The sequence below is a fragment of the Streptomyces sp. NPDC048290 genome (assembly GCF_040652095.1).
Classification (GTDB): Bacteria; Actinomycetota; Actinomycetes; order Streptomycetales; family Streptomycetaceae; genus Streptomyces.
Window position 1 is genome coordinate 188,448 of sequence record NZ_JBEZLM010000012.1, and the last position, 26,048, is coordinate 214,495.

General features: G+C 73.0%; 22 protein-coding genes. 3 read left to right on the forward strand and 19 right to left on the reverse strand.

Annotation, left to right across the window (positions count from 1 at the left end):
• Positions 1 to 73: 73 nt before the first annotated feature.
• From AB0D49_RS22275 to AB0D49_RS22305, 7 genes are all read right to left on the reverse strand, one after another.
• Positions 74 to 550 (reverse strand): hypothetical protein, encoded by a 477-nt coding sequence (locus AB0D49_RS22275; RefSeq protein WP_362760186.1) that lies wholly within the window; start codon positions 548 to 550, stop codon positions 74 to 76.
• 265 nt (positions 551 to 815) lie between these two features.
• Complete coding sequence (locus AB0D49_RS22280; RefSeq protein ID WP_362759943.1) at positions 816 to 1,169, reverse strand: cytidine deaminase; 354 nt, start codon at positions 1,167 to 1,169, stop codon at positions 816 to 818.
• 67 nt (positions 1,170 to 1,236) lie between these two features.
• Entirely contained in the window at positions 1,237 to 1,596 is a 360-nt protein-coding gene (locus tag AB0D49_RS22285; protein WP_362759946.1) for an MmcQ/YjbR family DNA-binding protein, read from the reverse strand.
• Positions 1,593 to 2,924: a hemolysin family protein gene (locus AB0D49_RS22290; protein ID WP_362759949.1), complete on the reverse strand. Its 1,332-nt coding sequence runs from the start codon at positions 2,922 to 2,924 to the stop codon at positions 1,593 to 1,595. Before AB0D49_RS22290 ends, AB0D49_RS22285 begins: the two co-directional genes overlap by 4 nt.
• The gene (gene ybeY, locus AB0D49_RS22295) at positions 2,921 to 3,418 is read right to left on the reverse strand and encodes an rRNA maturation RNase YbeY (RefSeq protein ID WP_362759951.1); all 498 of its coding nucleotides are present in this window, start codon (positions 3,416 to 3,418) and stop codon (positions 2,921 to 2,923) included. The genes AB0D49_RS22290 and ybeY overlap by 4 nt, the downstream gene beginning before the upstream one ends.
• A gap of 11 nt (positions 3,419 to 3,429) precedes the next feature.
• Entirely contained in the window at positions 3,430 to 4,512 is a 1,083-nt protein-coding gene (locus AB0D49_RS22300; protein ID WP_362759954.1) for a PhoH family protein, read from the reverse strand.
• A gap of 268 nt (positions 4,513 to 4,780) precedes the next feature.
• Entirely contained in the window at positions 4,781 to 5,902 is a 1,122-nt protein-coding gene (locus AB0D49_RS22305; RefSeq protein WP_362759957.1) for a PfkB family carbohydrate kinase, read from the reverse strand.
• Between the two features lie 362 nt (positions 5,903 to 6,264).
• Here AB0D49_RS22305 and AB0D49_RS22310 point away from each other — a divergent pair, with 362 nt between their 5' ends.
• Positions 6,265 to 7,545 (forward strand): MFS transporter, encoded by a 1,281-nt coding sequence (locus tag AB0D49_RS22310; RefSeq protein ID WP_362759960.1) that lies wholly within the window; start codon positions 6,265 to 6,267, stop codon positions 7,543 to 7,545.
• Between the two features lie 17 nt (positions 7,546 to 7,562).
• Here the strand turns inward: AB0D49_RS22310 and AB0D49_RS22315 are convergent, their stop codons facing one another.
• From AB0D49_RS22315 to hrcA, 8 genes are all read right to left on the reverse strand, one after another.
• Positions 7,563 to 8,468: a ribonuclease Z gene (locus tag AB0D49_RS22315; RefSeq protein ID WP_362759963.1), complete on the reverse strand. Its 906-nt coding sequence runs from the start codon at positions 8,466 to 8,468 to the stop codon at positions 7,563 to 7,565.
• 6 nt (positions 8,469 to 8,474) lie between these two features.
• Positions 8,475 to 8,828, reverse strand: a complete 354-nt coding sequence (locus AB0D49_RS22320; protein WP_362759966.1) for an HIT domain-containing protein — start codon at positions 8,826 to 8,828, stop codon at positions 8,475 to 8,477.
• 199 nt (positions 8,829 to 9,027) lie between these two features.
• Complete coding sequence (locus tag AB0D49_RS22325; protein ID WP_362759969.1) at positions 9,028 to 12,234, reverse strand: S41 family peptidase; 3,207 nt, start codon at positions 12,232 to 12,234, stop codon at positions 9,028 to 9,030.
• A gap of 99 nt (positions 12,235 to 12,333) precedes the next feature.
• Complete coding sequence (locus AB0D49_RS22330) at positions 12,334 to 12,786, reverse strand: hypothetical protein (protein WP_362760190.1); 453 nt, start codon at positions 12,784 to 12,786, stop codon at positions 12,334 to 12,336.
• Positions 12,787 to 13,328: 542 nt separating this feature from the next.
• Entirely contained in the window at positions 13,329 to 14,072 is a 744-nt protein-coding gene (locus tag AB0D49_RS22335) for a 16S rRNA (uracil(1498)-N(3))-methyltransferase (RefSeq protein ID WP_362759972.1), read from the reverse strand.
• A complete protein-coding gene (locus tag AB0D49_RS22340) occupies positions 14,069 to 15,145 on the reverse strand; it encodes a nitronate monooxygenase (RefSeq protein ID WP_362759975.1) in 1,077 nt (358 codons plus the stop codon). Before AB0D49_RS22340 ends, AB0D49_RS22335 begins: the two co-directional genes overlap by 4 nt.
• Positions 15,146 to 15,256: 111 nt before the next feature.
• Positions 15,257 to 16,393: a molecular chaperone DnaJ gene (gene dnaJ / locus AB0D49_RS22345; RefSeq protein WP_362759977.1), complete on the reverse strand. Its 1,137-nt coding sequence runs from the start codon at positions 16,391 to 16,393 to the stop codon at positions 15,257 to 15,259.
• Positions 16,394 to 17,410 (reverse strand): heat-inducible transcriptional repressor HrcA, encoded by a 1,017-nt coding sequence (gene hrcA / locus AB0D49_RS22350; RefSeq protein WP_362759980.1) that lies wholly within the window; start codon positions 17,408 to 17,410, stop codon positions 16,394 to 16,396.
• 216 nt (positions 17,411 to 17,626) lie between these two features.
• On the opposite strand from hrcA, the gene AB0D49_RS22355 reads away from it, so the two are divergent.
• Together AB0D49_RS22355 and AB0D49_RS22360 are read left to right on the forward strand one after the other, a co-directional pair.
• Entirely contained in the window at positions 17,627 to 18,358 is a 732-nt protein-coding gene (locus tag AB0D49_RS22355; protein WP_362759983.1) for an MBL fold metallo-hydrolase, read from the forward strand.
• A 31-nt stretch (positions 18,359 to 18,389) separates the two neighbouring features.
• Positions 18,390 to 19,205 (forward strand): DUF3097 domain-containing protein, encoded by an 816-nt coding sequence (locus tag AB0D49_RS22360; RefSeq protein WP_362759985.1) that lies wholly within the window; start codon positions 18,390 to 18,392, stop codon positions 19,203 to 19,205.
• Here the strand turns inward: AB0D49_RS22360 and AB0D49_RS22365 are convergent.
• The 4 genes from AB0D49_RS22365 to AB0D49_RS22380 form a co-directional block, all read right to left on the reverse strand.
• A complete protein-coding gene (locus tag AB0D49_RS22365) occupies positions 19,183 to 19,761 on the reverse strand; it encodes a Uma2 family endonuclease (RefSeq protein ID WP_362759988.1) in 579 nt (192 codons plus the stop codon). The two genes, AB0D49_RS22360 and AB0D49_RS22365, sit on opposite strands and share 23 nt — an antisense overlap.
• A 100-nt stretch (positions 19,762 to 19,861) precedes the next feature.
• Positions 19,862 to 21,094: a radical SAM family heme chaperone HemW gene (gene hemW, locus AB0D49_RS22370; protein ID WP_362759990.1), complete on the reverse strand. Its 1,233-nt coding sequence runs from the start codon at positions 21,092 to 21,094 to the stop codon at positions 19,862 to 19,864.
• A 244-nt stretch (positions 21,095 to 21,338) separates the two neighbouring features.
• Positions 21,339 to 23,291 carry a SpoIIE family protein phosphatase gene (locus AB0D49_RS22375; RefSeq protein WP_362759993.1) on the reverse strand — a complete coding sequence of 651 codons (1,953 nt, stop codon included), beginning with the start codon at positions 23,289 to 23,291 and terminating at the stop codon, positions 21,339 to 21,341.
• A gap of 626 nt (positions 23,292 to 23,917) precedes the next feature.
• A complete protein-coding gene (locus AB0D49_RS22380; RefSeq protein WP_362759996.1) occupies positions 23,918 to 25,792 on the reverse strand; it encodes an AMP-dependent synthetase/ligase in 1,875 nt (624 codons plus the stop codon).
• Between the last annotated feature and the right edge of the window lie 256 nt (positions 25,793 to 26,048).

A 26,048-nucleotide genomic window follows, 5' to 3' on the forward strand; every position in this document is an offset into this window, starting at 1 on the left:
GCCCGTGGGGTGGGCCGGAGGGTGGTTCAGGGGTGGGTCAGGGATGGGTCAGGGGTGTGGATCAGGGGGTGGCTCAGTCGAACACGAACGGCCCCGGCGCCTGCGGCGCGGTCGCCGTACAGGTGATGGTGATGCCGAAGACGACCATCTTCAGGGAGCCGCCGAACGCCTCCAGCCGGTCGCCGGAGGCCACGGTCCCGTTGAGCGGACCGACGGTGACCGGGGACCCGGCGCTCATGGCGGGGTTCTTGGTGCCGGTGAAGGCGACGGTGCCGCCACTCGCCTTGACCAGGGTCAGGGTGGAGGTGATGGAGTCCGCGCCGAGCGCGATGGGCGCGGTGATGGCGGACGAGGTGACGGTGAAGGTGGCCGCGGTGCCGTTCTGGGTGGCCGTGAGGGTGGCGGTGCCGCCGCCGAAGCTGCCGCAGTCGGCGTTGATGGTGGCGCTGCCCGGGGCGACGGCGAGCGCGGCCGGGGCCATCGCGAGCCCGGTGACCGCGAACGCGCCGACCGTGAGGGCCGCGCCGGTGCCTATCCGCTTCAGGTTCAGAAGACTCATGGGTGATCCGGTTCCCTTCCCGTGGGGGATGCCATGTGGGGATGCCCGGGTGGGGCATGTGGGGATGGACGGGAGACGGACAGGGGTGTCCGTCGAGGGGACCGCAGCGGCGGGCGGGGTGCGGGCGCGCCACGCTGGGCGAAAATCTGACGGTCCGTCGGAACTAGTGGTCTCATTGATACCGGAGCGACGGACGCCGGTAAGCACGAAAACCAGCCAGGTTACCGGCGGTAAGTTGAAGGGGTGATCGTGTCCCTCACTCGACCACCGCCGTCGCCCGGACCACTCCGTCCGGCCCCGCCAGGAACACCGGCGTCCCGGCCCCGCCCAGATCCCCCACGGCAGCCAGATCCGCCGGGGCGATCCCCTCGGCCTCGCTCACCACGGCCGCCGCCTCCAGCGAGCGCGCGCCGGACGCCACCGCCATCGCCACCGCCGTCTGCACCGCGCTGAGCCGCAGCGACTCCAGCGCCACCGTCCCGGCGACATACGTCCGCCCGGTCTCGTCGCGCACGGCCGCCCCCTCGGGCACACCGTTACGGGCACGGGCGGAACGGGCCAGGGTGACGATCTTGCGGTCCTCGGCGTCGAGCGCGCTGCTGTCGGTCATGCCCGAAGCATACGAAGCACCCGTGCCCGCCCGGTCGTCCACCCGTCGCCCGTCCGTCGCCCGCCGGTCAGGGACGGTCCAGCCGGAGCCGCTCGGCCCGTGGCAGCCCCGCGACGACCAGGTCGTACGAGTCCTCCACCAGCTCCCGGACCAGCCGGTCCGGCAGCTCCGCGTCGACCGTGACGGTGTTCCAGTGCCGCTTGTTCATATGCCAGCCGGGGACGATCAGCTCCGGGTGGTCGGCCCGCAGCCGTACCGCGTCCTCGGGGTCGCACTTGAGGTTGACCTTCAGGGGCAGCCCGTCGAGGTGGCTGAGCGCGAAGAGCTTGCCGAGCACCCGGAAGACGGAAGTCTCCGGGCCGAAGGGGAAGTCCTCGACGGCCGCGTTGAACGAAAGACAGAACGCGCGCAGCTCCTGCGGTGTCACCCTCGCTCCTCCCGCGCGGAGAGGGCCGGTCTGCCGGTCTCCCGGGGCGTGCCGTCCGGGCCGACCGGCTCCACCAGCACCGTCACGATCTTGTTGCGCCGGCCCGCCGCGGCCTCCGCCGTCAGCCGCAGGGAACGCCCGTCGGGCAGCTCGACCACGCCGCTCGCCCCGGCGATCGGCACCCGGCCCAGGCACTTGGCGAGCAGCCCGCCGACCGTCTCCACGTCCTCGTCGTCGTACGCCTCCAGGCCATACAGCTCGCCCAGGTCGCCGATGTCGAGCCGGGCCGTGACCCGGAAGCGGCCGTCGCCCAGCTCCTCCACGGGCGGCAGCTCACGGTCGTACTCGTCGGTGATCTCGCCGACGATCTCCTCCAGGATGTCCTCGATGGTGACGATCCCGGCCGTGCCGCCGTACTCGTCGATCACCACGGCGACGTGATTGCGCTCCTTCTGCATCTCCCGCAGCAGATCACCGGCGTTCTTGGTGTCCGGCACGAAGAACGCGGGGCGCATCGCCGTCGACACCAGCTCGGACTCCGCGTCCCGGCTGATGTGCGTCTTACGGGCCAGATCCTTCAGATACACGATCCCGACGACGTCGTCCTCGCTCTCCCCGGTCACCGGGATCCGGGAGAAACCAGAGCGCAGGGCGAGCGTGAGGGCCTGGCGGATGGTCTTGTACCGCTCGATGACCACCAGGTCGGTGCGCGGCACCATCACCTCCCGCACCAGGGTGTCGCCCAGCTCGAAGACCGAGTGCACCATCCGGCGCTCGTCGTCCTCGATCAGCGACTCCTGCTCGGCGAGGTCCACCAGCGCCCGCAGCTCGGCCTCCGAGGCGAACGGACCGCGTCGGAAGCCCTTGCCGGGCGTCAGCGCGTTGCCGATGAGGATCAGCAGGGACGGGATCGGCCCCATGATCCGGGCCAGCGGCAGCAGCACATACGCGGCGGCCGTCGCCGTGTTCAGCGGATGCTGCCGCCCGATCGTGCGCGGCGACACCCCGACGGCGACATACGACACCAGCACCATCACGCCGATGGCGACCAGCAGCGCCTCCCAGGTCGCCGGGAACTCCTGGAGACAGGCGTAGGTGACCAGCGCGGCGGCGGCCATCTCGCAGGCCACCCGGACCAGCAGCGCCACATTCAGATAGCGGGTCGGGTCGGCGGCGACCTGCGCGAGCCGGGCGCTGCCGCGCCGCCCGGACCGTACGGCTTCCTCCGCGCGGAAGCTGGAGACCCGGGCGAGGCCCGCCTCGGCGCAGGCGGCCAGCCAGGCCACGACGACCAGCGCCACGGCCCCGGTGATCAGCGGGATGCTCATGACACCGTGGGGGCCGGGGAGGGACCCGTCAGGCCCTGCTCCGCGCGCCAGCCGTCCACGATGGCCGCCTGGAGACCGAACATCTCGGCCTTCTCGTCCGGCTCCTCGTGGTCGTAGCCCAGCAGATGCAGCACACCGTGGACGGTGAGCAGTTGCAGCTCCTCGTCCATGGTGTGCTGCGTCTCGGCCTCGGCGCCCTGCTTGGCGGCCACCTCCGGGCACAGCACGATGTCACCGAGCAGCCCCTGCGGGGGCTCCTCGTCGTCCTTCGCCGGCGGACGCAGCTCGTCCATCGGGAAGGACATGACGTCCGTCGGGCCCGGCAGATCCATCCACTGGATGTGCAACTGCTCCATGGCGTCGGCGTCCACGACGATCACCGACAGCTCGGAGAGCGGATGGATCCGCATCCGCGCCAGCGCGTAGCGGGCGATGTCGAGGATCGCCTGCTCGCCGACCTCGGTTCCGGACTCGTTGTTGACGTCGATCGACATCTGCTGCTGGTCTACTTCCCGTTGGAGCCCCGGGCAGCGGAGCCGGGCTTGCCACGCCCCTGGTGCGTGCCGTTCTCCGTGCCGTTCTGGCTGTCGTACTGCTCGTACGCGTCGACGATACGGCCCACCAGCTTGTGCCGGACGACGTCGTGCGACGAGAGCCGTGAGAAGTGCACGTCCTCGACGCCCTCCAGGATGTCCTGCACCTGCCGCAGCCCCGACTTCGTCCCGTTCGGCAGGTCGACCTGGGTCACATCGCCGGTGATCACGATCTTCGAGTCGAACCCGAGCCGGGTGAGGAACATCTTCATCTGCTCGGGACTCGTGTTCTGCGCCTCGTCCAGGATGATGAAGGCGTCGTTGAGCGTGCGACCACGCATATACGCCAGCGGTGCCACCTCGATCGTCCCGGCCGCCATCAGGCGGGGGATCGAGTCGGGGTCGATCATGTCGTGCAGCGCGTCGTACAGCGGGCGCAGGTACGGGTCGATCTTCTCGTACAGCGTGCCGGGGAGGAAGCCGAGGCGCTCTCCGGCCTCCACCGCGGGGCGGGTCAGGATGATGCGGTTGACCTGCTTGGACTGGAGGGCCTGGACCGCCTTGGCCATCGCCAGATACGTCTTGCCGGTACCGGCGGGGCCGATGCCGAAGACGATGGTGTGGTGGTCGATGGCGTCGACGTACCGCTTCTGGTTGAGGGTCTTGGGGCGGATCGTGCGGCCCCGCGAGGACAGGATGTTCTGCGTCAGCACCTGCGCCGGGGTCTCCGCCCCGTCGCTCTCCCCGTTCCCGCTCGCCTTGAGCATGGCGATCGAGCGTTCCACTGCGTCCTCCGTCATCGGCTGCCCCGTGCGGAGCACCAGCATCATCTCGTCGAACACGCGCTGGACCATGGCGACGTCCGCCGGGTCGCCGGCCGCGCTGATCTCATTGCCCCGGACATGGATGTCGGCCGCCGGGAAGGCTTTCTCGATCACGCGCAGGAGGGAGTCGCCGGACCCCAGGACGGTGACCATGGGGTGCTGGGCGGGGACGGTGATCTGTGCGCTCGCGTGCCCCTGCGCGGAGGTGTGAGCTGTGGGTGTCTGAGTCATGGGCCGGCGCTGATCGCCTGCTTTTCCTCCTTGATACGGCCGCGTGGCTGAGGGCGGCCTCGCGTTTCCCAGGGTACGACGGGGGGCTGACATCGCCGTAGGGCTTTTCGGTGACGGGCGGGCATCGCCCCCGAGCGGGGCGGGAGTGGGGGTGGGGGTGAGGGCAGGGCGGGGGGGTGTCCCGTCGAGCGGCGGTGTCATGACGGGCGGCCGTGTCATGACGGGCTGGGGTGTCATGACGGGCTGGGTGTCCCGTCCAGCGGTGGTGTCATGTCGAGCGGCCGAAACCGATCGTGGGGACCGCGCGGCGCAGTGGCCAGGGGCGGGCCCGCTCGCTGGGGACCAGACCGTCCAGGAAGGCGTAACGCTTGAGGGCTGTGGGGTCCTGGCCCGGCAGCGACTGCACGGTGCGCCACCAGGCGCCGATCTCCGACCAGCCGGGGGCGGAGAGCGAGCCGCCGAACTCCTGGACGGACAGGGCGGCGGTGAGCCCGGCGAAGGCGAGGCGGTCGGCGAGCGGCCAGTCGGCGAGGGTACCGGTGACGAACCCGGCGACGAACACGTCCCCCGCGCCGGTCGGGTCCAGGGCCTCCACGGCGATGGCGGGCACCTCGGCGGCCTCCCCGGTGCCGCCGTCCACCGCGTAGGCGCCCTCCGCGCCGAGGGTGACCACGGCCAGCGGGACGTGCCGGGCCAGGGCGTGGGCGGCGCGGCGGGGGCAGTCGGTGCCGGTGTAGCGCATCGCCTCCTGGGCGTTGGGCAGGAACGCCTCGCAGAACTCCAGGTCGGCGAGGCCGGCCAGGTCCCAGGCGCCCGTGTCGTCCCAGCCGACGTCGGCGAAGATCCGGGTGCCCTTGCGGCCTGCCTGTTCGATCCAGGGGGCGCGGACGCCGGGGGTGAGGGAGGCGACGGCGGCGCGGGCGTACGGCGGGCAGTCGGGGGCGGGTTCCTCGGGGGGTGGTTCATGGCCGTGCGAGACCATCGTGCGCTCGTCGTCGTAGGCCATGGAGACGGTGACCGGGGAGTGCCAGCCGGGGACCGAGCGGGAGGGGGTGAGGTCGATGCCCTCGCCGGTCTCCAGGGCGTCCCAGCAGTACTCCCCGTAGTGGTCGTCGCCGAAGGCGGCGGCCAGGGAGGTGCGCAGGCCGAGGCGGGCCAGTGCGGTGGCCATGTTGGCGACGCCGCCGGGGCTGGAGCCCATGCCGCGCGCCCAGGACTCGGTGCCCCGGACGGGGGCGGAGTCGAGGCCGGTGAAGATGATGTCCAGGAAGACGGTGCCGGTGAGGTACACGTCCCAGGGCGGGTCGTCGGGTCTGCGGAGTGCGGCCAGGGGGTCGACCTGGCAGTGCGGCGGCGCCTTTCGGGCGATGGCGTTGGAGGCGGCGTTCACAGGCGCTCCCTGACGTGGTGCGGATCTGGTCAGTGTGCACCACCGCACTGACAACGGGCCGTGACCTGCGGGTCCGGGGCGCGGTGGGGCCGCGGTGGGCCATGGCGGTCGGCGGGGAGCGGGCGGCCGGGAGGCGGCGCCCGGCGCACGGGAGGGGGTACGGCGGGGGCACGGGAGGGTACGGGAGCGCGCGTGAATACCCGGACACACCCTCCCCAAACAGAATGTCGCTCAGATCACACATTCGGCCCTCCCGTCGCACTGCCCCCGGTTGATACAAATTGCCCGCGCGTTCCTGTCCATGGACGGTCGACGCCCGATCCCCCTCCTGTGCCGCTCCTTTCGCATGCCTTGGAACGCCCGTGTCCGCCCCCCGCACCACCCCGCCCCGGCCCCTCGTCGCCCTGTTCACGGCCGGGTATCTCGCCCCCTATCTGCTCCCCACCATCGTCGGCCGACTCGATGCCCGGCTCGCCGTCTCCGCCACCCAGGCCGGTGCCATAGGCAGCGCGTTGCTGCTGAGTTCGGCGTCGGCGGGGTTCGTGCTCGCCTCCCGGGTCGAGCGGCTCGGCGCCCGTTCCCTCGCCCGCGCGGGGCTGGCGCTCGCCGCGTTCGGCTACGGTGGGGCCGCGCTGACCGCCTCCGTCCCGGCCGTCGTCCTCGGCGCGGTGCTCGGCGGCGTCGGCTCGGGTACGGCGACGGCGGTCGCCGCCACCGGGATCGCCGCCCAGCCCGTACCGCACCGGACCACCACGCTCGGGCTGCTGTCGGTGTCCGGGCTCGCGGGTGCCGTGTATCTGACGGTCCCGCACCTGGGTCCCGGACATGGGCTGCCGTTCGCCGCCATAGCGCTCAGCGCGTCGGCGGTGTGGCCGCTCACCGGCCGCCTCCCGGACCGGGTCCGTATGTCCGTGATCGCGGACGCGCCCGAGGCCGCCGCCGCTGAGCGGGCCCCGCGCGAGCCGCTCCCCCATCGGCGTCTCGGGTTGCTGCTGGCCGCCGCGATGCCGTTCTGGTCGATGGCGCAGAACTCCCTGTGGGGGGTCAGCGGCCGGATCGGCACCGCACAGGCGCGGCTGGACGAGGCGACCGTCGGGGTGGTGTTCGCGCTCGCGCTGGGCGCCGGGCTGGTCGGCGTCATAGGGGCCGGTGCCCTGGGGCCGCGGCTCGGGCTGGCCGTACCGATAGGGGCGGGCACCGCGCTGATCGCGGTCTGCATAGCGGTCAGCGCCGCCGCGACCGACCTGGCCGCCTTCGCCTGCGGCGAGATCGCCTGGAACGCCGTCTACCCGGTCGTCCTGTCGTACGTCATCGGCCTGGCCGCCTCGCTCGACGCGCGGGGCCGGTGGGCCGTGCTGGTCGGGTCGGCGGCCTCCATGGGTACGGCGGCGGGGCCGCTGGTGGGCAGTGTGCTGTCGGCGTGGGCCGGGTTCCCGGTGATGGGGCTGGTCCTGGCGGCCGGGCTGCTGCTGATGGCGGTCCCCATGACGGCGGTCGCCCTGCGCACCGGACGCTCGCGCGCCCCGGAGGCCGTCGAGGTGCTGGAGATCGCCGTGGACAGCCCACCGGTACCCAGCTCCCAGCGGGCGTACGGCACGGCGGGGTCGCCGGGGTCGACGGGGGCGCCGGGCGACTCCGCCTAGGGCCGCCTGTCCTGTCCTCAGCGGCGTTTGGGCAGCGGGACGCGCTGGAGGTCGTGGGCGACGGTCAGGCCGCCCGTGAACCCGGCGTCCCGCGCCTGCCGCTCGAACTCCTCGGGGTCGCCGTAGCGCTGGCTGAAGTGGGTGAGCACGAGATGCCGTACGCCGCTGTCGCGGGCCACCCGGGCGGCCTGGCCCGCGGTCAGATGGCCGTGCTCCACGGCGAGCCGCTCGTCCTCGTCCAGGAACGTCGACTCGATGACGAGCAGATCGCAGCCCTCGGCGAGCGTGTACACGCCGTCGCACAGCCGGGTGTCCATGACGAACGCGAACCGCTGTCCCCGCCGCACCTCGCTGACCTGGTCGAGCCGGACCCCGCCGAGGGCGCCCTCGCGCTGGATACGGCCGATGTCGGGGCCGGTGACGCCGTGCGCGGCGAGCCGTTCGGGCAGCATCCGGCGCCCGTCGGGCTCGACCAGTCGGTAGCCGTACGACTCCACCGGGTGGGAGAGGCGGTGGGCGCTGAGGGTGTACGCGGGGGTCACCGCGAGGTCGCCGTCGTGGTCGACCGGTGCCTCGGTGAGGGTCACGGTCTCGCGGTAGGCGGTGGCGTGCCGGAGCCGGTCGAAGTAGCGCTGTCCGGAGCGGGGGAAGTGCGCGGTGACGGGGTGCGGGACGCGGTCGAGGTTGATGCGCTGGATCACTCCGGCGAGACCGAGGCTGTGGTCGCCGTGGAAGTGGGTGACGCAGATCCGGTTCAGGTCGTGCGCGGCGACGGCGGCGCGCAGCATCTGGCGCTGGGTGCCCTCGCCGGGGTCGAAGAGGATGCCCTCGCCGTCCCAGCGCAGGACGTAGCCGTTGTGATTGCGGTGGCGGGTCGGCACCTGGCTGGCGGTGCCGAGCACCACCAGTTCACGGACGGACACCGGGCGCTATCCGGGGGGCCACTGCATACCGCGACCGCCGAGGACGTGGGCGTGCGCGTGGAAGACGGTCTGGCCCGCGCCGGTGCCGGTGTTGAAGACGACGCGGTGGCTCTCCAACTGATCCTGGTCGGCGACCTGCCGGGCCTCGCTGAGGATGTCCGCGGCGGTCTGGGGTTCGGCGGCGGCGAGGTCGGCGGCGTTCGCGTAGTGCGCCTTGGGGATGACCAGGACGTGGGTGGGTGCCTGGGGGCTGATGTCCCGGAAGGCGACGGTGGTGGCCGTCTCGCGGATGATCGTCGCCGGGATCTGGCCCGCGACGATCTTGCAGAACAGACAGTCGTCCTGGGGCTCCCCTGCCATGGTCCCTCCGGGGGTCGGGCGGAATACGGCCTGCATCGTATCGTCGTGGTGGGTGGGGGTGGGGGGCTTGGGTGTGTGGTGTGGTGCGGGTGCGTTGTGGCCGATCGCGCAGTTCCCCGCGCCCCTGAGGTGCGTGGCAGTCATGGTTCGTGGTTCAGCGAGCGTGCGTCGTGGCCGGGCGCGCAGCTGGACGTGGTTGTCACGGAGTTGAGGGCGGGACCTTTGCCGGTTGGGTCGTCAGGGCGTCCAGGGCCAGGCGGATCGCCTCGTCGAGTTGGGGGTCTCTGGACGCCGCCCAGTCCTGGGGGCGTTGCAGGATCTCCACGTCGGGGTCGACGCCGTGGTTCTCCACGCCCCACTCGTAGCCCTCCAGCCAGAACGCGTACTTCGGCTGGGTGATCAGCGTCCCGTCGACCAGGCGGTAGCGGCTGTCGATGCCGATGACCCCGCCCCACGTACGGGTCCCCACCACGGGGCCGATCCCGAGCGCCCGTATCGCCGCGTTCACGATGTCGCCGTCGGACCCGGAGAACTCGTTGGCGACGGCGACGACGGGCCCGCGCGGAGCGTCCCTCGGGTAGCTGTACGGCCGCAGCCCGCGCGGCACGGCCCACCCGACGATCCGCCGGGCGAGCTTCTCCACGACGAGCTGGGAGGTGTGGCCGCCCCGGTTCTCCCGGACGTCCACGACGAGCCCCTCCCGGGCGACCTCGACCCGCAGGTCGCGGTGGATCTGGGCCCAGCCCGGCGCCTGCATGTCGGGCACATGGAGGTAGCCCAGCCGCCCGCCGGACCGTTCATGGACGTACGCCCGCCGGTCGGCCACCCAGGCGTGGTAGCGCAGCGGTTCCTCGTCGGCGACGGGAACGACGACCGTATGACGCGGGTCCCCGCCGTCCGCCGGGGCGACCGTCAGCTCGACCGGGGTGCCCGCCGTGCCCACCAGCAGCGGCCCGGGACCGGTCACCTGGTCCACCGGCCGGCCGCCGATCGCCACGATCGCGTCGCCGGGGCGCACGGCCACGCCGGGCGCGGCCAGCGGGGAGCGGGCGTCGGGGTCGGACGTCTCGGACGGCAGGACGCGGTCGACCCGCCAGGTGCCGTCCTCGTGCCGGGAGAGGTCCGCGCCGAGCAGCCCCTGCCGCGCGGAGCCTCCTCCACCGCCGCGCGGGACGACGTACGCATGGGACGTGCCCAGTTCGCCCTGCACCTCCCAGAGGAGGTCGACCAGGTCGTCGTGGGTGGCGACCCGGTCGACGAGCGGGCGGTAGCGGTCGAGGACGGCGCTCCAGTCGACGCCGTTCATGTCGGGCCGCCAGAAGTGGTCCCGCATGACCCGGCCGGTCTCCTCGTACATCTGCCGCCACTCGGCGCCGGGGTCGGTCTGCTGGCGGATGCGGCCCAGGTCGACCGTGATGTTGCTGTCGCTGTCGTCGTCGCCGGAGGCGCGCCGGTCGCTGGGGACGACCTTGAGGCGGCCGTCCGTCCACAGCAGGACCCGTTTGCCGTCGCCGCTGACCTCGAAGTGGTCGGCGTCGGCGGCGAGGTGTTCGAGGCGCTGCTGGAGGAGGTCGTAGCGCTCCAGCTCGGTCTTGGGGTCGGGGTCGTCGGGGGTGGCCCGGGAGGCGCCGAGGACGCCCTGTACGGGGTGGCGCAGCCACAGCACGCCGTCCTTGGCGGTCCGCAGGTTGGAGTAGCGCCCGGCCTCGACGGGGAAGGGGACGATCCGGTCGGCGAGGCCGTCCAGGTCGATCCGGGTGGCCGGGGTGCCCTCGCCGTCGGGGGTCTCGTCCTTGTCCGGCGCGTCGAAGGGCCGTCCATGGCGCTGCGGCCCGAAGGGCGACGGGGTGGTCGCGGCGAGGGTGATGAGGTGGGGGCGGTCGCCGACGACGAAGGCCAGGTCGAAGACGTGTTCGTCGTAGACGGGGTCGAAGGCGCGGTTGGAGAGGAAGGCAAGGTGCCTGCCGTCGGGGGTGAAGGCGGGCGCGTAGTCCTGGAACCGCAGCGGGGTCGCCTCGGTGACGGTGAGGTCGGCGGTGCTGGCGAGGCGGAGCTGGGCGAGCGGCGGGGGGCCGGGGTGGGACCAGGCCAGCCAGCCGGAGTCGGGCGAGAAGGCGAGGTCGCTCACCTCGCCGTCGGCGCTGCGGTCGATCTCGCGGATCTCGCCGCTGTCCCGTTCGACCAGCAGCAGCCGTCCGTCGTGCGCGGCGACGGCGGCGCGGCTGCCGTCGGGTGCCATGGCCAGCTCCAGGACCCGCCCGAGGCGCCCGGTGCCGATCCGGCGCGGGGTGGCGCCGGGGGCGGTGCCGGTGGCGGGGGCGAATTCGAGGGCGTCCTCGCCCTCGGCGTCGGTCACCCACACCACCCATTCCTCGCCGTCGGCGCGGAAGGCGCGGGGCAGCCGGGCGCGGACCCCGGGTTCGGCGGCCAGCGCGCGGGCCGGTCCCGCGCGGTGGGTGACCCAGTGGACGGCGCCACGCACGGCGACGGCGCTGCCGCGCGCGGTGTGGTCGGGCGAGGCGGCGCCGAACCATCGGACGGCGTTCACGGGGTGCGGCTGGCGGTCGACGCTCTGTCCGCCGAGGCGTACGTCCAAGCGGCGCGGCTCGCCGTCGAGGCCGTCGAGGCCGTCGAACAGCCACAGCTCGCCCGCCGACGCGTACACCACGCGGGTGCCGTCACCGGCCGCCTGGCGGGCGTAGAAGCCGTCCAGGGGGGTGTGGCGGCGCAGCCCGGAGCCGTCGGCGAGGGACGAGTACAGGGCTCCGGTGCCCTCGTGGTCGGAGAGGAAGGCGATCCGCTCGCCCGTCCACACCGGGCACTCCAGGTTGCCGTCCAGCTCCGCGTGGAGGCGGACGAACTCGCCGTCGCCGTCGCAGTCGATCCACAGCTTGCCCGCCGTACCGCCCCGGTAGCGCTTCCACCAGGCGGCCTCGCGGCCCATCGGGGCGGACAGCAGCACGGTGGCGGCGGGGCCGTGGGCGACATCGCCGACAGGGCCGTACGGGAGGGTGTCGGCGGGGCCGCCGTCGAGCGGGACCGCGCGGGCCCAGGTGCGGCGCAGGCTGGCCTGGCCGTGGGTGGAGAGGGCGAGGATCCGGCCGTCGGGGGTCCAGCCGCGGACCTGCGTCTTGGCGCTGCCCCAGTAGGTCAGCCGCCGTGAGGGGCCGCCGTCGACGGGGGCGCAGTGCACCTCGGGGGCGCCGTCGCGGGTGGAGGTCCAGGCGACGGTGGTGCCGTCGGGCGAGATCCGCGGCATGGTCGCGGGCATGTTGTCGGCGCTGACCCGCCAGGCCCGCCCGCCCTCCAGCGGGGCGATCCAGACGTCGTCCTCGGCGACGAAGGCGACCAACTCGCCCTGGACATGCGGAAACCGGAGGTAGGCAGGCACTGGGGACTGAATCACCCGATCACCCTATGCAGGCCCGGCGCATCCGCACAGGGGTTTGGGATCACTGGGCGCCGCCTTGGCGCGGACCGCGCGGGTGGGCTCCCGGGGGGCGGCTCATTTGCCCTCGGGCCAGCACTGGGGGTCGTTCTGGCAGTAGACGGTCCGGGTCACGGTCACCGTGGTGGTGGGTCCGGCGCCGCCGCCCGGCGGGGCGAGGGGCGGCGCCGTGGTGGCGTCGCAGTCGCCGAGACCGGTGACCTGGAACCGCTGCTTGCCGTCGATCTTCGCGGTGAGGTCGCCCCGGACACAGGCCCCGTTGACGGCCCGGGTGACCTTGCCGGTCACGGTGATGTCCTTGCCGTCGTTGGTCTGGCCCTGGCAGTCGACGTCGGCGACGGTGCTCTCACTGGCGGACGGGCTGGGGGTGGCGCGGTCGCCGAAGTCGGCGGTGCAGCTGAGCCAGCGCACCTCCACCTTGCGCCGCTCCAGCTCCTGGGTGACGAGTTGGTCGGTGGTGTAGGTGATGGTGGCGGTGGAGAGGGTGGTCCCCGGTTCGCAGGCCACCATGGTGCCCGCCCCGAGAAGCACGGCCAGCGCGATCCCGGCGGTGCGGCGGGCCCTGGAGCGCCGCCCCAGGGGCCCGGTCCGTACGGGAAGGGTCCGTACAGGAAGGTCCCGTACAGGAAAGGCCCGTAACCGAAGGGCCCGTGCCGACCGTCGTGCCGTCTGCCGTAGCGTCCGCTGTGCTGCCCCCATGGACGGCAGCCTGCCACTCCGGGGCCCGGCGCGGTAGTGCGCCTGAAGCCGTTCCGCGCGGTACGGCCAAGTCCCTGCCGGGGGCGGCGACATAGAGCCCCCTTCGGGAAGGGCCACATACGGAGCCCGTTCCGGGAACGGCCGCGATCGCCCCCCTTCCGGGACCGGCCACATACGACCCCCTTCCGGAGGACGCGTACGTCCCCCCTCCGGGACCGCTCGCACACGAACACCCCCGGAAACGGCCGCATACGCCCCCAGGAATGGCCACATACGGGCCCCTTCCAGCAACGGCCGCCTAGATGGCGCCGCGCCCCTTCCGGACCGGTCACGCATGACGCCCGCTCGGGGCGTCAGGACGACCAGCGTCCGGTGCGCCCCAGCAGCAGCGCCGCCGCGGCGGTGCCCGCGGTCGAGGTGCGCAGCACGGTCGGGCCGAGCACATGGGGCCGGGCTCCGGCCGTCGCGAACAGCGCGAGCTCCTCGGGGGACACCCCGCCCTCGGGGCCGACGACGAGGACGATCGTGCCGGTGGAGGGCAGTTCGGCGGCGGCGAGGGGGTCCTCGCCGCTCTCGTGGAGCACGGCGGCGAAGTCGGCGTCGGCGAGCAGCGCGGCGACCTCCTTGCCGGTGTGCAGGCCGGGGATCTCGGGGAAGCGGGTGCGGCGGGACTGCTTGCCCGCCTCACGGGCGGTGTTGCGCCACTTGGCCAGGGCCTTGGCCCCCCGCTCGCCCTTCCACTGGGTGACACAGCGGGCGGCGGCCCAGGGCACGATCGCGTCGACGCCGACCTCGGTCATGGTCTCGACGGCGACCTCGCCCCGGTCGCCCTTGGGCAGCGCCTGGACGACGGTGACGCGGGGGTCGGGGGCGGGGTCCTCGGAGACGGTGCTCATGTGGACGATCAGCCGGTCCTTGCCCTCGGTGCCGGTGACCGTGCAGTCCGCCCAGCGCCCGGCGCCGTCGGTGAGGATCACGTCCTCGCCGGGCCGCAGCCGCTTCACGGACACCGCGTGCCGGCCCTCGGCGCCGTCCACGACGTACCGGCCGCCGTCCCCCGCGTCGAAGTGGTCGACGACGAAGACGGGAGCGGTCATCCGGCACCGCCTCCGACGCAGGACGGCACGCCGGTCGCGGCGAGTTCGGCGACCAGCACCTCGATCAGCTGGGCGGCGGGCATCTCACGGGCCATGCGGTGGCCCTGTCCGGCCCACAGGGCCATGCCCTGGGCGTCCCCGGCCTTGGCGGCGGCCTTGCGCAGCGGGGCGGTGAGGTGGTTGATCTCGGGGTACGCGGAGGGCGCGTAGGGGCCGTGTTCGCGCAGGAAGCGGTTGACGAGGCTGCGGGCGGGGCGGCCGGTGAAGGCACGGGTGAGCAGGGTGCGGCCGTACAGCGGGTCGGTCAGGGCCCGCTTGTGCAGGGCGTTGGCGCCGGACTCGGGGGTGATGAGGAAGGCGGTGCCGAGCTGGGCGGCCTGCGCCCCGGCGGCGAGCACGGCGGCGATCTGGGAGCCGCGCATGATGCCGCCCGCGGCGACGATCGGCAGGGCGACGGCCTCGCGGATCTGGGCGACCAGGGAGAGCAGTCCGAGCCCGGAGCCGTCGTTCTCCGCCAGGTCCCGGTGAGTGCCCTGGTGGCCGCCCGCCTCCACGCCCTGGGCGATCACGCCGTCCGCCCCGGCCCGCTGCACGGCGAGCGCCTCCTCGGGGGTGGTGGCGGTGACCAGGGTGAGGGTGCCCGCCCGGCGCAGCGACTCCAGCACCTCGGGGGCGGGCACGCCGAAGTGGAAGGAGACCACGGGGACCGGGTTGTCGAGGAGGACGGCGAGTTTGGCGTCGTAGCCGTCGTCGCGTCCGCTCTCGGGGTCGCCCAGCTCCGCCTCGTACCAGGCGGCCTCACCGGCCAGTTGGTGGGCGTAGACGTCGACGGCGGCCGGGTCGGCGGTGTCGGGCTGCGGCATGAAGAGGTTGACGCCGAAGGGCTTGGTGGTGAGCCCCCGCAGTTGCTTGATCTCCTGGTACATGCCGTCGGCCGTCTTGTAGCCCGCGGCGAGGAACCCGAGCCCGCCGGCCTCGGACACGGCGAGCGCCAGGTGCGGCACGGAGACGCCGCCCGCCATGGGGGCCTGCACGATCGGGTGCGGAAAGAGATCGGTCAGCGCGGTGGACATGACCGCATGGTGTCACGTCCCGGGTACAAGTCCGAATCCGGGCGGCGCCTGGCATAGTCCAGCGGCATGGGGACGGATACGGACAAAGGCCGGGCCCCGCCCCCGGCCGGTTCAGCGTCCGTTGAAGGCGTCCTTGAGCCGGGAGAACAGCCCCTGCTGGCCCGGCTGGAACTGCCCCGTGGGCCGCTCCTCGCCGCGCAGCTTGGACAGCTCCCGCAGCAGCCGCTCCTGCTCGGGGTCGAGCTTGGTCGGGGTCTGCACCTCGACATGGACGATGAGGTCGCCACGTCCGCCGCCGCGCAGATGGGTCACGCCCCGGCCGTGCAGCGGGATCGACTGGCCGGACTGGGTGCCCGGCCGGATGTCGACCTCCTCCATGCCGTCGAGGGTCTCCAGCGGCACCTTGGTGCCGAGGGACGCGGCCGTCATGGGGATGGTGACCGTGCAGTGCAGATCGTCGCCGCGGCGCTGGAACACCGCGTGCGGCAGCTCATGGATCTCGACGTAGAGGTCACCGGCGGGGCCGCCGCCGGGGCCGACCTCGCCCTCCCCGGCGAGCTGGATACGCGTGCCGTTGTCGACACCGGCCGGGATCTTCACGGTGAGCGTGCGGCGGGAGCGGACCCGGCCGTCACCGGCGCACTCGGGGCACGGGGTCGGGACGACCGTGCCGAAGCCCTGGCACTGGGGGCAGGGGCGGGAGGTCATGACCTGGCCCAGGAAGGACCGGGTGACCTGGGAGACCTCGCCCCGGCCGCGGCACATGTCACAGGTCTGCGCGGTGGTGCCGGGGGCGGCGCCCTCGCCGTTGCAGGTGGAGCAGACGATCGCGGTGTCGACCTGGATGTCCTTGGTCGTGCCGAACGCGGCCTCGTCCAGCTCGATCTCGATCCGGATCATGGCGTCCTGGCCGCGGCGGGTGCGCGAGCGCGGACCGCGCTGCGACGCCGTGCCGAAGAACGCGTCCATGATGTCCGAGAAGTTCCCGAAGCCGCCCGCGCCGAAGCCCGCGCCCGCACCGGCGCCCGCCTGCGAGAGGGGGTCGCCGCCGAGGTCGTAGACCTGCTTCTTCTGCGGGTCCGAGAGCACCTCGTAAGCGGCGTTGATCTCCTTGAACCGCTCCTGGGTCTTCGGATCGGGGTTGACGTCCGGGTGCAGCTCGCGTGCGAGCCGCCGGAACGCCTTCTTGATCTCTTCCTGCGACGCGTCGCGGCGCACGCCGAGAACGGCGTAGTAGTCCGTGGCCACTTACGACTCCGCCAGGATCTGTCCGACGTACCGTGCCACTGCGCGTACCGCTCCCATCGTTCCCGGGTAATCCATGCGGGTCGGTCCGACCACGCCGAGCTTGGCAACCGCCTCGCCGCCCGAACCGTAGCCCACCGACACGACGGAGGTGGAGTTGAGTCCCTCATGGGCGTTCTCATGACCGATCCGCACGGTCATGCCCGAATCCATGCCCTCGCCCAGCAACTTGAGGAGCACGACCTGCTCCTCCAGCGCCTCCAGGACGGGCCGGATGGTGAGGGGGAAATCATGTCCGAAGCGGGTGAGATTGGCCGTGCCGCCGATCATCAGGCGCTCCTCGGTCTGCTCGACCAGCGTCTCCAGGAGTGTGGAGAGTACCGTCTGGACCGTACCCCGGTCCTCGGCTTCGAAGCTCTCCGGCAGATCCTGGACGAGGGTCGGCACATCGGCGAAGCGGCGCCCGGCCACCCGGCTGTTGAGCCGGGCCCGCAGATCGGCCAGCGACGCCTCGCCGAACGGCGCCGGACAGTCCACCATCCGCTGCTCGACCCGCCCGGTGTCGGTGATCAGCACCAGCATCACGCGCGCGGGCGCCAGCGCCAGCAGCTCGACATGACGGACGGTGGACCGGGTCAGCGAGGGGTACTGCACGACGGCGACCTGCCGGGTGAGCTGGGCGAGCAGCCGTACCGTGCGCCCCACCACGTCGTCCAGGTCGACCGCGCCGTCCAGGAAGCTCTGGATGGCCCGCCGCTCCGCCCCGGACATCGGCTTGACCTCGGCGAGCTTGTCGACGAACAGCCGGTAGCCCTTGTCCGTCGGGATGCGCCCGGCGGAGGTGTGCGGCTGCGCGATGAAGCCCTCGTCCTCCAGCGCCGCCATGTCGTTGCGCACGGTGGCCGGGGAGACCCCGAGGTTGTGCCGCTCGGTGAGCGCCTTGGAGCCGACCGGCTCCTCGGTGCCGACGTAGTCCTGGACGATGGCGCGCAGTACCTGGAGCCGTCGTTCACTGAGCATCCGCGCACACCTCCCGCAGCCGTCGTCCCGCCCGTCGCCGTCCCCGGCGCTCTCCTGTGTCCCGCACTCTGCCTGGCACTCGGCAGCACCGAGTGCCAGCCCTGCCCGGCCCAGTGTACGGCCGAGGGGTGCGGCACGGGCAAGACCGGTCAGGTCGGGCCCATGGACCACGCGACGCGTTGGCCGGGCCACGGCCCGTACGGCTAGCGTCGCCGTATGACGGTCACTTGGGAAGAGCTGGGCTGGGAGCGGCTACGGCCCGGTGCCGGCCGCTGCCGGCTGCCCGGCTGGGACTGCACGGCGGGACTGGTGTACGGCGCCGACGCGGCCCTGCTGATCGACGCGGGGGCGAGCCCGCGCGAGGGCGCGTTCCTGGCGGAGCGGGCGCGGGCCCTGGCGGGCCGTCCGGTGACCCATCTCGTCCTCACCCACCCGCACTTCGACCATGTCTTCGGCATGGCGGCGTTCGGCGGTGCGGAGGTGTTCGGCGCGGCGGGCATGGCGGCGGCGCTGACCGGCCCCGGGGCGCGTGCGGAGCTGCGCGCGGACGCGGTGCGCCATGGGCTGCCGGAGGCGGACGCCGCCGAGGCGGCGCGGTCGCTGACGGCGCCCGGCCGTTCCGTCACCGGGGAGCTGGCCCTCGACCTGGGCGGGGGCGTGCGGGCGCTGCTGGTGCACGCCGGTCCCGGGCACACCGCGCACGATCTCGCCGTGCTGGTCCCGGGCGACCCGGCGGTGGTGTTCTGCGGCGACCTGGTCGAGGAGTCCGGCGCTCCGCAGGCGGGCCCGGACGCGGTGCCCCCGCGCTGGCCGGGCGCCCTGGACCGGCTCCTGGCGCTGGGCGGCGAGGACGCCCTGTATGTGCCCGGTCACGGAGCGGTGGTCGGCGCGGCGTTCGTACGGGACCAGAGGGACGCCCTGGCGGCCCGTTTCGGCGTGTCGGCCTGACCGGGTCCCGGCTTCTCCTATCGTCATCCGAATGCGCCAGTACTCCGCGGATCTGACCCCTGAGTGGAAGAAGCCCAAGCCCGTCCCCGAGGTCCCGGCGGAGCCCGGTCTCGTGGTGGAGGAGCCCGGCACCGGTTTCTGCGGCGCGGTGATCCGCTGCGAGGCGGGCACGGTCACCCTGGAGGACCGCTTCGGCAAGCACCGGGTCTTCCCGCTGGAGCCGCGCGGCTTCCTGCTGGAGGGCCGGGTGGTCACCCTCGTCCGCCCGTCCGGCGCGGCTCCCGCGCGGCCCGCCCGTACCGCGTCCGGTTCGGTCGCCGTGCCCGGGGCCCGCGCCCGGGTCGCCCGCGCGGGCCGGATCTATGTGGAGGGCCGGCACGACGCGGAGCTGGTCGAGAAGGTGTGGGGCGACGATCTGCGGGTCGAGGGCGTGGTCGTGGAGTACCTGGAGGGGGTCGACGACCTGCCGTCGATCGTCGCGGCGTTCGATCCCGGCCCCGACGCCCGGCTCGGGGTCCTGGTGGACCATCTGCTGCCCGGCACGAAGGAGTGGCGGATCGCCCAGGCGGTCACCAGCGAACACGCCCTGGTCGTGGGCCATCCCTACATCGACATCTGGGAGGCGGTGAAGCCGTCGGCCCTCGGCATCGACGGCTGGCCGCGCGTCCCGCGCGGACAGGACTGGAAGACGGGCGTGTGCCGGGCACTGGGCTGGCCGTCCGAGAACACGGGGGCGGTGTGGCAGGCGATCCTGGGGCGGGTGGGGTCCTACCGGGATCTGGAGCCGGAGCTGCTGGGGCGGGTGGAGGAGCTGATCGATTTCGTCACGGATAGCGGTGAGGCCTGACGTTGGGATATGTCCCGAACTCGGTGGTGTCCAGCTCGACACCCAGGATGTCGAGCGGGAGCGCCTCGCCGAACTTCGCCACATGCTGGGCCCGGTAGTCGGCTTCCTCACCCTTGCCGTCCGGCTTCGTGAGCAGGACGCACTGCGCCATGATCGGATCGAGGATCAGATACGCCGGGACCCCGCCCGCCGCGTAGATCGATCGTTTGAGGGCGTAGTCCCGGTGGACGCTGGTCTTCGAGACCACCTCGACGGCCATGGTGATGAGCGGGCACGGCAGGAGACGGCCGGAGCTGGGCAGGACGTCCCGCGCGACGACCACCAGGTCCGGCACCGGCTCACTCGCCTCGTCGAGGACGTCGACATCCTGCGTCTGGAGGGGATACCAGCGATCCAGCGGGATCTGCCGCTCGGCGAGCAGCACGATCAGGTTGTGCACCAGATCAGGGCTGGCCATCATGACGATTTCCCCCCGCAGAAGCTCCACCTTGAGTCCGTCGGGCGGCTCAAAACCCTCGAAGAACTCTGCGACTCCGCGCTCGTCCACAGCGGTCATCTCCGTGGCCTCCACATTCGCCGCGTACTGTCCCGCGGCAGCCTAGGGATCAGGTTAGGCACCGAACCCCCGTTCCGCACGCATTCACCCTCCCGGGTGATCAGTCCACCAGATCCCTGACCACCGCGTCCGCCAGCAGCCGCCCCCGCAGGGTCAGCACCGCCCGCCCCTCGTCGTACGGGCCCGCGGCCAGCAGACCGTCCGCGAGGGCGCGCCGCGCGGCGGTGAGCCCGTCCTGCCGCAGCAGCGCCAGCGGTACGCCCTCGCTCAGCCGCAGCTCCAGCAGGACCCGCTCCACCCGCCGGTCCTCGTCGGAGAGGATCTCGCGGCCCGCCCCTGGGGACCTTCCCTGGGCGAGGGCGCCCGCGTAGGCGCCCGGGTGCTTGACGTTCCACCAGCGCACCCCGCCCACGTGCGAGTGGGCTCCGGGGCCGGCGCCCCACCAGTCGGCGCCGCGCCAGTACAGCTCGTTGTGCAGACAGCGGGCCTCCTGGGAGGTGGCCCAGTTGGACACCTCGTACCAGTCGAAACCGGCCGCAGCGAGGACGGAGTCGGCGATCAGATAGCGGTCCGCGTGGACGTCGTCGTCGGTCATCGGGACCTCGCCCCGGCGTATCCGGCGGGCCAGCTGGGTGCCCTCCTCGACGATCAGGGCGTACGCGCTGATGTGGTCGGGACCGGCGCCCAGGGCCGCCTCCAGGGACGCCCTCCAGTCGTCGTCCGACTCGCCCGGGGTGCCGTAGATCAGGTCCAGGTTGACATGGTCGAAACCGGCTGCGCGGGCCTCCGTCACACACGCCTCGGGGCGGCCGGGGGTATGGGTGCGGTCCAAGACCTTCAGGACGTGCCGCCGGGCGCTCTGCATGCCGAAGGAGACCCGGTTGAAGCCGCCCGCGCGGAGCGCCGCCAGATACGCCGGGTCCACCGACTCGGGGTTCGCCTCGGTCGTCACCTCGGCGTCCGCGGCAAGCCCGAACTCGTCCCGGATCGCCGCCAGCATCCGCACCAGGTCGTCGGCGGCCAGCAGGGTCGGCGTACCGCCGCCGACGAAGACCGTGGAGACCTCGCGGGGGTCGTCGCCGAGGACCTTGCGGGCGAGGCGGATCTCGTCGGTCAGGGTGTCGGCGTAGTTGTCCCGGGAGGCCAGGACGCCGCCGCTGCCGCGCAGCTCGGTCGCCGTGTAGGTGTTGAAGTCGCAGTAGCCGCAGCGGGTCGCGCAGTACGGGACGTGGAGGTAGAAGCCGAGGGGGCGGTCCGCGGCCCCGGCGAGCGCGGACGCGGGCAGCGAGCCGTCGGCGGGGACGGGGTCGCCGTCGGGAAGTGCGGAGGGCATGTCTCTCATTGTCCCGCATGCGGGTGGGGCGGTGGTGCGCCGTTGTGGAGGGGGCTCCTGTGGGGGGCGCCCCTGAAGCACGGCTCCTGTGGGGACGCCCCTGAAGCATGGCTCCTGTGGGGGCGCCCCTGAGCACGGCTCCCGTGGGGGGCGCCCGAGCACAGCTCCTATGTCCGGCCCCTGGGCACGGCAGGGCACGCCCCCAGGGGCCCGCCACATGGGGCGGGCCCCATGTCCGGGGGCGTCATTCCGCCTGGAGGACCAGGAGGGCGAGGTCGTCCTCCGGGAGGCCGCCGCCGAAGTCGTGGACCAGGCGGCGGATGCGCTCGGCGATCAGCTCCGCGCTCAGCCCGGCGCAGCCGGACAGCGCCGTCGCCAGTCCGTCGCCGTCGTCGAACTGGCGTGAGCCGCTGCGCCGCTCGGTCACCCCGTCGGTGACGCACAGCAGGGTGTCCCCGGGCCGCAGCGCGAAGGTCTCGCTGGTGTACGTCTCGTCCTCCACGACCCCGAGCAGCGTCTGCGGCACGGCGGCGGTACGGACGGAGCCGTCGGGGCCGAGCAGCAGCGGCAGCGGATGCCCGGCGGAGGCGAGGGTGCAGCGGACACCGCCGTCGAACGGGGTCAGCTCGCCGTACAGGAGGGACAGGAAGCGGGTCTGCGGGCCGTCGAAGGGGGCGACCGGACCGGCGAGGGCGCGGGCCGCGGCGTCGGCGGCCTCGGTGGCGTCGTCCAGCAGGAGCTGGTTGAGCCGGTCCAGGACATCGGCGACGCGGTAGCCCTCGCGGGCCAGCAGCCGCAGCCAGGGCCGGGCGAGTCCGATGACGACGGCCGCCTCCGGCCCCTTGCCCTGGACGTCGCCGACGGCGAAGCACCAGCGGCCGTCACCGGCCGGGAAGAGGTCGTAGAAGTCACCGCTCGGGCCGCCCTTGTCACACGGCTCGTAGACCAGGGCGCTGCGTACCCCGGGGATCTCGGCGACCGCGCCGGGCAGCAGTCCGCGCTGGAGTACGGCGCTGATGGTGGCCTGTCGCGCGTACTGCCGGGCGGCGCCGATGGCGAGCGCGACCCGGCGGCCGAGGTCCTCAACCAGTCCGACGACCTCCTCGGGGAAGCGGGGAGTGCCGCACCGACCGATGACCAGCGTGCCGAGCGGTCGGCCCGCCGCGACCAGCGGGTACGCCAGGGCCGTGCCCTGGGTGCCCTGGACGCCGGGCTCGCCGAGGCTCTGGCCGGGCCAGGGGTAGGGCTCCGGGCCGCCCGGCAGAGCGCCCGCCAGGGCACCGGTGCCGCCGAGCGGGGGCTCTTTCTCCAGGGCCCGGCGGAGTTCCTCGATCCGTTCCTCGCTGCCGTGCCAGACCCGGGCGAGCCGGGCGCCGGGCGCGGTGTCGCCGCCCCAGCCGCGGCCCATGGCCTCGTCCTCCAGCCAGATCGCGCACCAGTCGGCGAGCCGCGGCACCAGGAGCTGTCCGGTGAGCGCCGCCACGAGATCCTCGTCGAGCTGTCCGGCGAGCAGGTCGGACGCCTCGGCCAGGAAGGTCAGCGCGCCCCGGCCCAGCCAGTCCCGGTCGCCGTCGCCCCGGCGCGGTTCGGGCGCGAGAAGCACGGCGAGACCGGGACCGCGCGGATCGTCGGACGGCTCGATCTCCTCGGCGGGGAGGCGGGCCCATACGGTCTTGCCCCCGCGGCGGTAGGTGACGCCCCACTCCAGAGAGAGGGCGGCGACCATGCGCAGCCCACGGCCGTACTCGGGCGTGTCGTCGGCGGGTCCCTCGCGCAGGGCACGGGACGGGTGCTGGTCGCTGACCTCGACGTACAGATCGCCGGTGACGGTGTCGAGGCGGCAGGCCAGCTCGATGTCGGTGCCGGCGTGGATGACCGCGTTGGTGACCAGTTCGCTCACCACGGCGAGGGTGTCGTCGACCTGGCGCGGACCGCCGCCGCGCAGCTCCCGCCCGCCCCACTCGGTGAGCGCGGCCCGCACCAGCCCGCGGGCGGCGCCGGGGGCGAGGGGGCCGCCGCAGAGGCTGGCGCGCAGGCAGACGTCCTGCGGGGCGGCGGGCAGGGGGGAAGGGACGGGGTCGGGTGGGGAAGCGGTGTGGTGAAGAGGCGGCATGGACGGACCGAACGACGCGGGCGTCTCCCCGCATCCTCCGCTCCCCGGCCCCACGCTCTCCCGTTGCGCCGGAATGGCCCCCATGGGCAGCTCCCCGAACAGCTCGGACGAATCCCCGCGATCGATGCCGACAGGGTGACAGACCGACAGGGGTCATAAGCACCGAGTTACCGAAGTGGGCCGCCATGAGTGAGTTACGGGCCATGCGGGTGTACAGAAGCGGGCGGATTCTGGCGCCGAAGCGACGTCCTCCGCTCAAGTCCGTGCCCCATGCCGGGTCCCGCGTCGACGGAGGGGGCGCGGGGCGGGACGGTGGCGCGGGATTCGGGAGCGTGGGGGCTTTCAGCGATGGCGGGCGGCTACAAACGCCGGGCGGCCCAGGACGCCGGGCGCGACTTCCACGCAGGGAGCCCCCTGGGAGGCCGGGCGCGGGGGGGCGTCCACTATGCCGGGCACAGGCGCGGTGCTCCGCGCCGGGACGCCGGGCATAGGGGGCGTCCGGGGGACGCCGGGCATAGGGGGCGTCCGGGGGACGCCGGGCACAGGAGGAGCCCCGCGCTGGGACGCGCCGGGCACGGGAGGGGCCCCGCCCTGCGACGCCGGGCACAGGGAGCGTCCCCAGGACGCCCGGCACGGGAGGAGCCCCGCCCTGCGAGGCCGGGCACAGGGGGCGTCCCCAGGGGCGCCGGGCATAGGGGAGCCCCCCGGCATCACTTCTCGCGCGCGCCCTCGTACATCTCCTCCAGCAGATGCCGGTACTCCCGCTCCACCACCGGCCGCTTCAGCTTCAGGCTCGGGGTGATCTCCCCGTGCTCCACGTCCAGATCCCGGGGCAGCAGCCGGAACTTCTTGATCGTCTGCCAGCGCTGGAGCCCGGCGTTGAGCTGCTGGACGTATCCCTCGACCATCGCCACCGTGGCGGGCGCGGCCACGACCTCCGCGTACGTCCGCCCCTCCAGCCCGTTCTCCTTGGCCCACTGCATCAGCGCGACCTCGTCGAGGGCGATCAGGGCGGTGCAGTAGTTCCGGTCGGCGCCGTGCACCAGGATGTTGGAGACGTACGGGCACACCGACTTGAACGCGCCCTCGATCTCGGTGGGCGCGATGTACTTGCCGCCGGACGTCTTGAAGAGGTCCTTCTTGCGGTCGGTGATCCGCAGATAGCCGTCGGGCGACAGCTCCCCGATGTCCCCGGTGTGGAACCAGCCGTCCGGCTCCAGCACCTCGGCCGTCTTCTCCGGCAGCCCGTGGTAGCCCTCCATGATCCCCGGGCTGCGCAGCAGGATCTCGCCGTCCTCCGCGATCCTGACCTCCGTACCGGGCAGCGGCTTGCCGACCGTGCCGGTGCGGTACGCCTCACCGGGGTTCACGAAGGACGCGGCGGAGGACTCGGTCAGCCCGTAGCCCTCCAGGATGTGGATACCGGCACCGGCGAAGAAGAACCCGATCTCGGGCGCGAGCGCGACCGACCCGGAGACACACGCCCGCAGCCGCCCACCGAAGGCGTCCCGCAGCTTGGCGTACACCAGCGTGTCGGCGACCTTGTGCTTGGCGCCGAGCCCGAACGGCACGCTCGCCGAGCCGGTGCGCCGGAAGTTGTCCTGGGAGACCTTGGCGTACTCACGGGCGACCCCGGCCGCCCACTGGAAGATCTTGTACTTGGCGGGACCGCCCGCGCGGGCCTTCGCGGCGACCCCGTTGTAGACCTTCTCGAAGATCCGCGGTACGGCGGCCATGTACGTCGGCCGTACGACCGGCAGATTCTCGATGATCTTGTCGACCCGGCCGTCGACCGCGGTGACATGCCCGACCTCGATGTGTCCCGAGGTCAGCACCTTGCCGAAGACATGCGCCAGCGGCAGCCACAGGTACTGCACGTCGTCCTTGTAGACCAGCCCGGTCGCGGCGATGGCCTTCGCCATGTACGACCAGTTGTCGTGCGGCAGCCGGACCCCCTTGGGGCGGCCGGTGGTGCCGGAGGTGTAGATGAGGGTGGCCAACTGGTCCCTGGTGATCGCGCCGACCCGCTGCTTCACCAGGTCGGGGTCCTTCTCCAGCCGGGCGGCGCCGCGCGCCTCCAGCTCGGCGAGGGTGAGCACCCAGTCACCGGTCTCCACGCCCGCCGCGTCGATCACCACGACATGGGTCAGCTCGGGCAGCTCGGCCCGCTTCTCGACCGCCTTGGCGACCTGCTCGGCGTTCTCCGCGATCAGCACCCGGCTGCCGGAGTCGGCCAGGATGTACGCCGATTCTTCGGCGTTGGTCTGCGGATAGACGGTCGTGGTGGCGGCGCCCGCGCACATGATGCCGAGGTCGGCGAGGATCCACTCGATCCGGGTGGCGGCGGCCAGCGCGACCCGCTGCTCCGGCTCGATCCCCAGCTCGATCAGCCCCGCCGCGATGGCGTACACCCGCTCGGCGGTCTGCGCCCAGGTCAGCGACTTCCACTCGTCCGGACCCTGACCGGAGGGGGCGGGAACCGGGTGGCGGTACGCCTCGGCGTCCGGCGTGGCCGAGACCCGTTCCAGGAAGAGGCCCGCGACAGACGGCGGTCGGTTCTCGATCAAGGTCTGTGTGTCGGTCACGACGTCCTCCGGGGCGGCTGGTATCACTCGCTCGCCTGTTCCTACCCACGCGCTGTTGTTTAACTCGCGAGTAACCAGCGGGCAGGGACAGAGTAGAGGCCGATCGGTTGCTTCGTAAGCCTCCGCGGCCCGCGACTTCGCACGCGCGTCCGGTGCGGTGCGCTGGGAGGGGCGAGGGCCTGTCATATCGGTGGGCGTGGGTGGGGGCGGGTCTGTCGTAGGGGCAGGTGCCGGGTCTGTCGTTTCGGCAGATGCG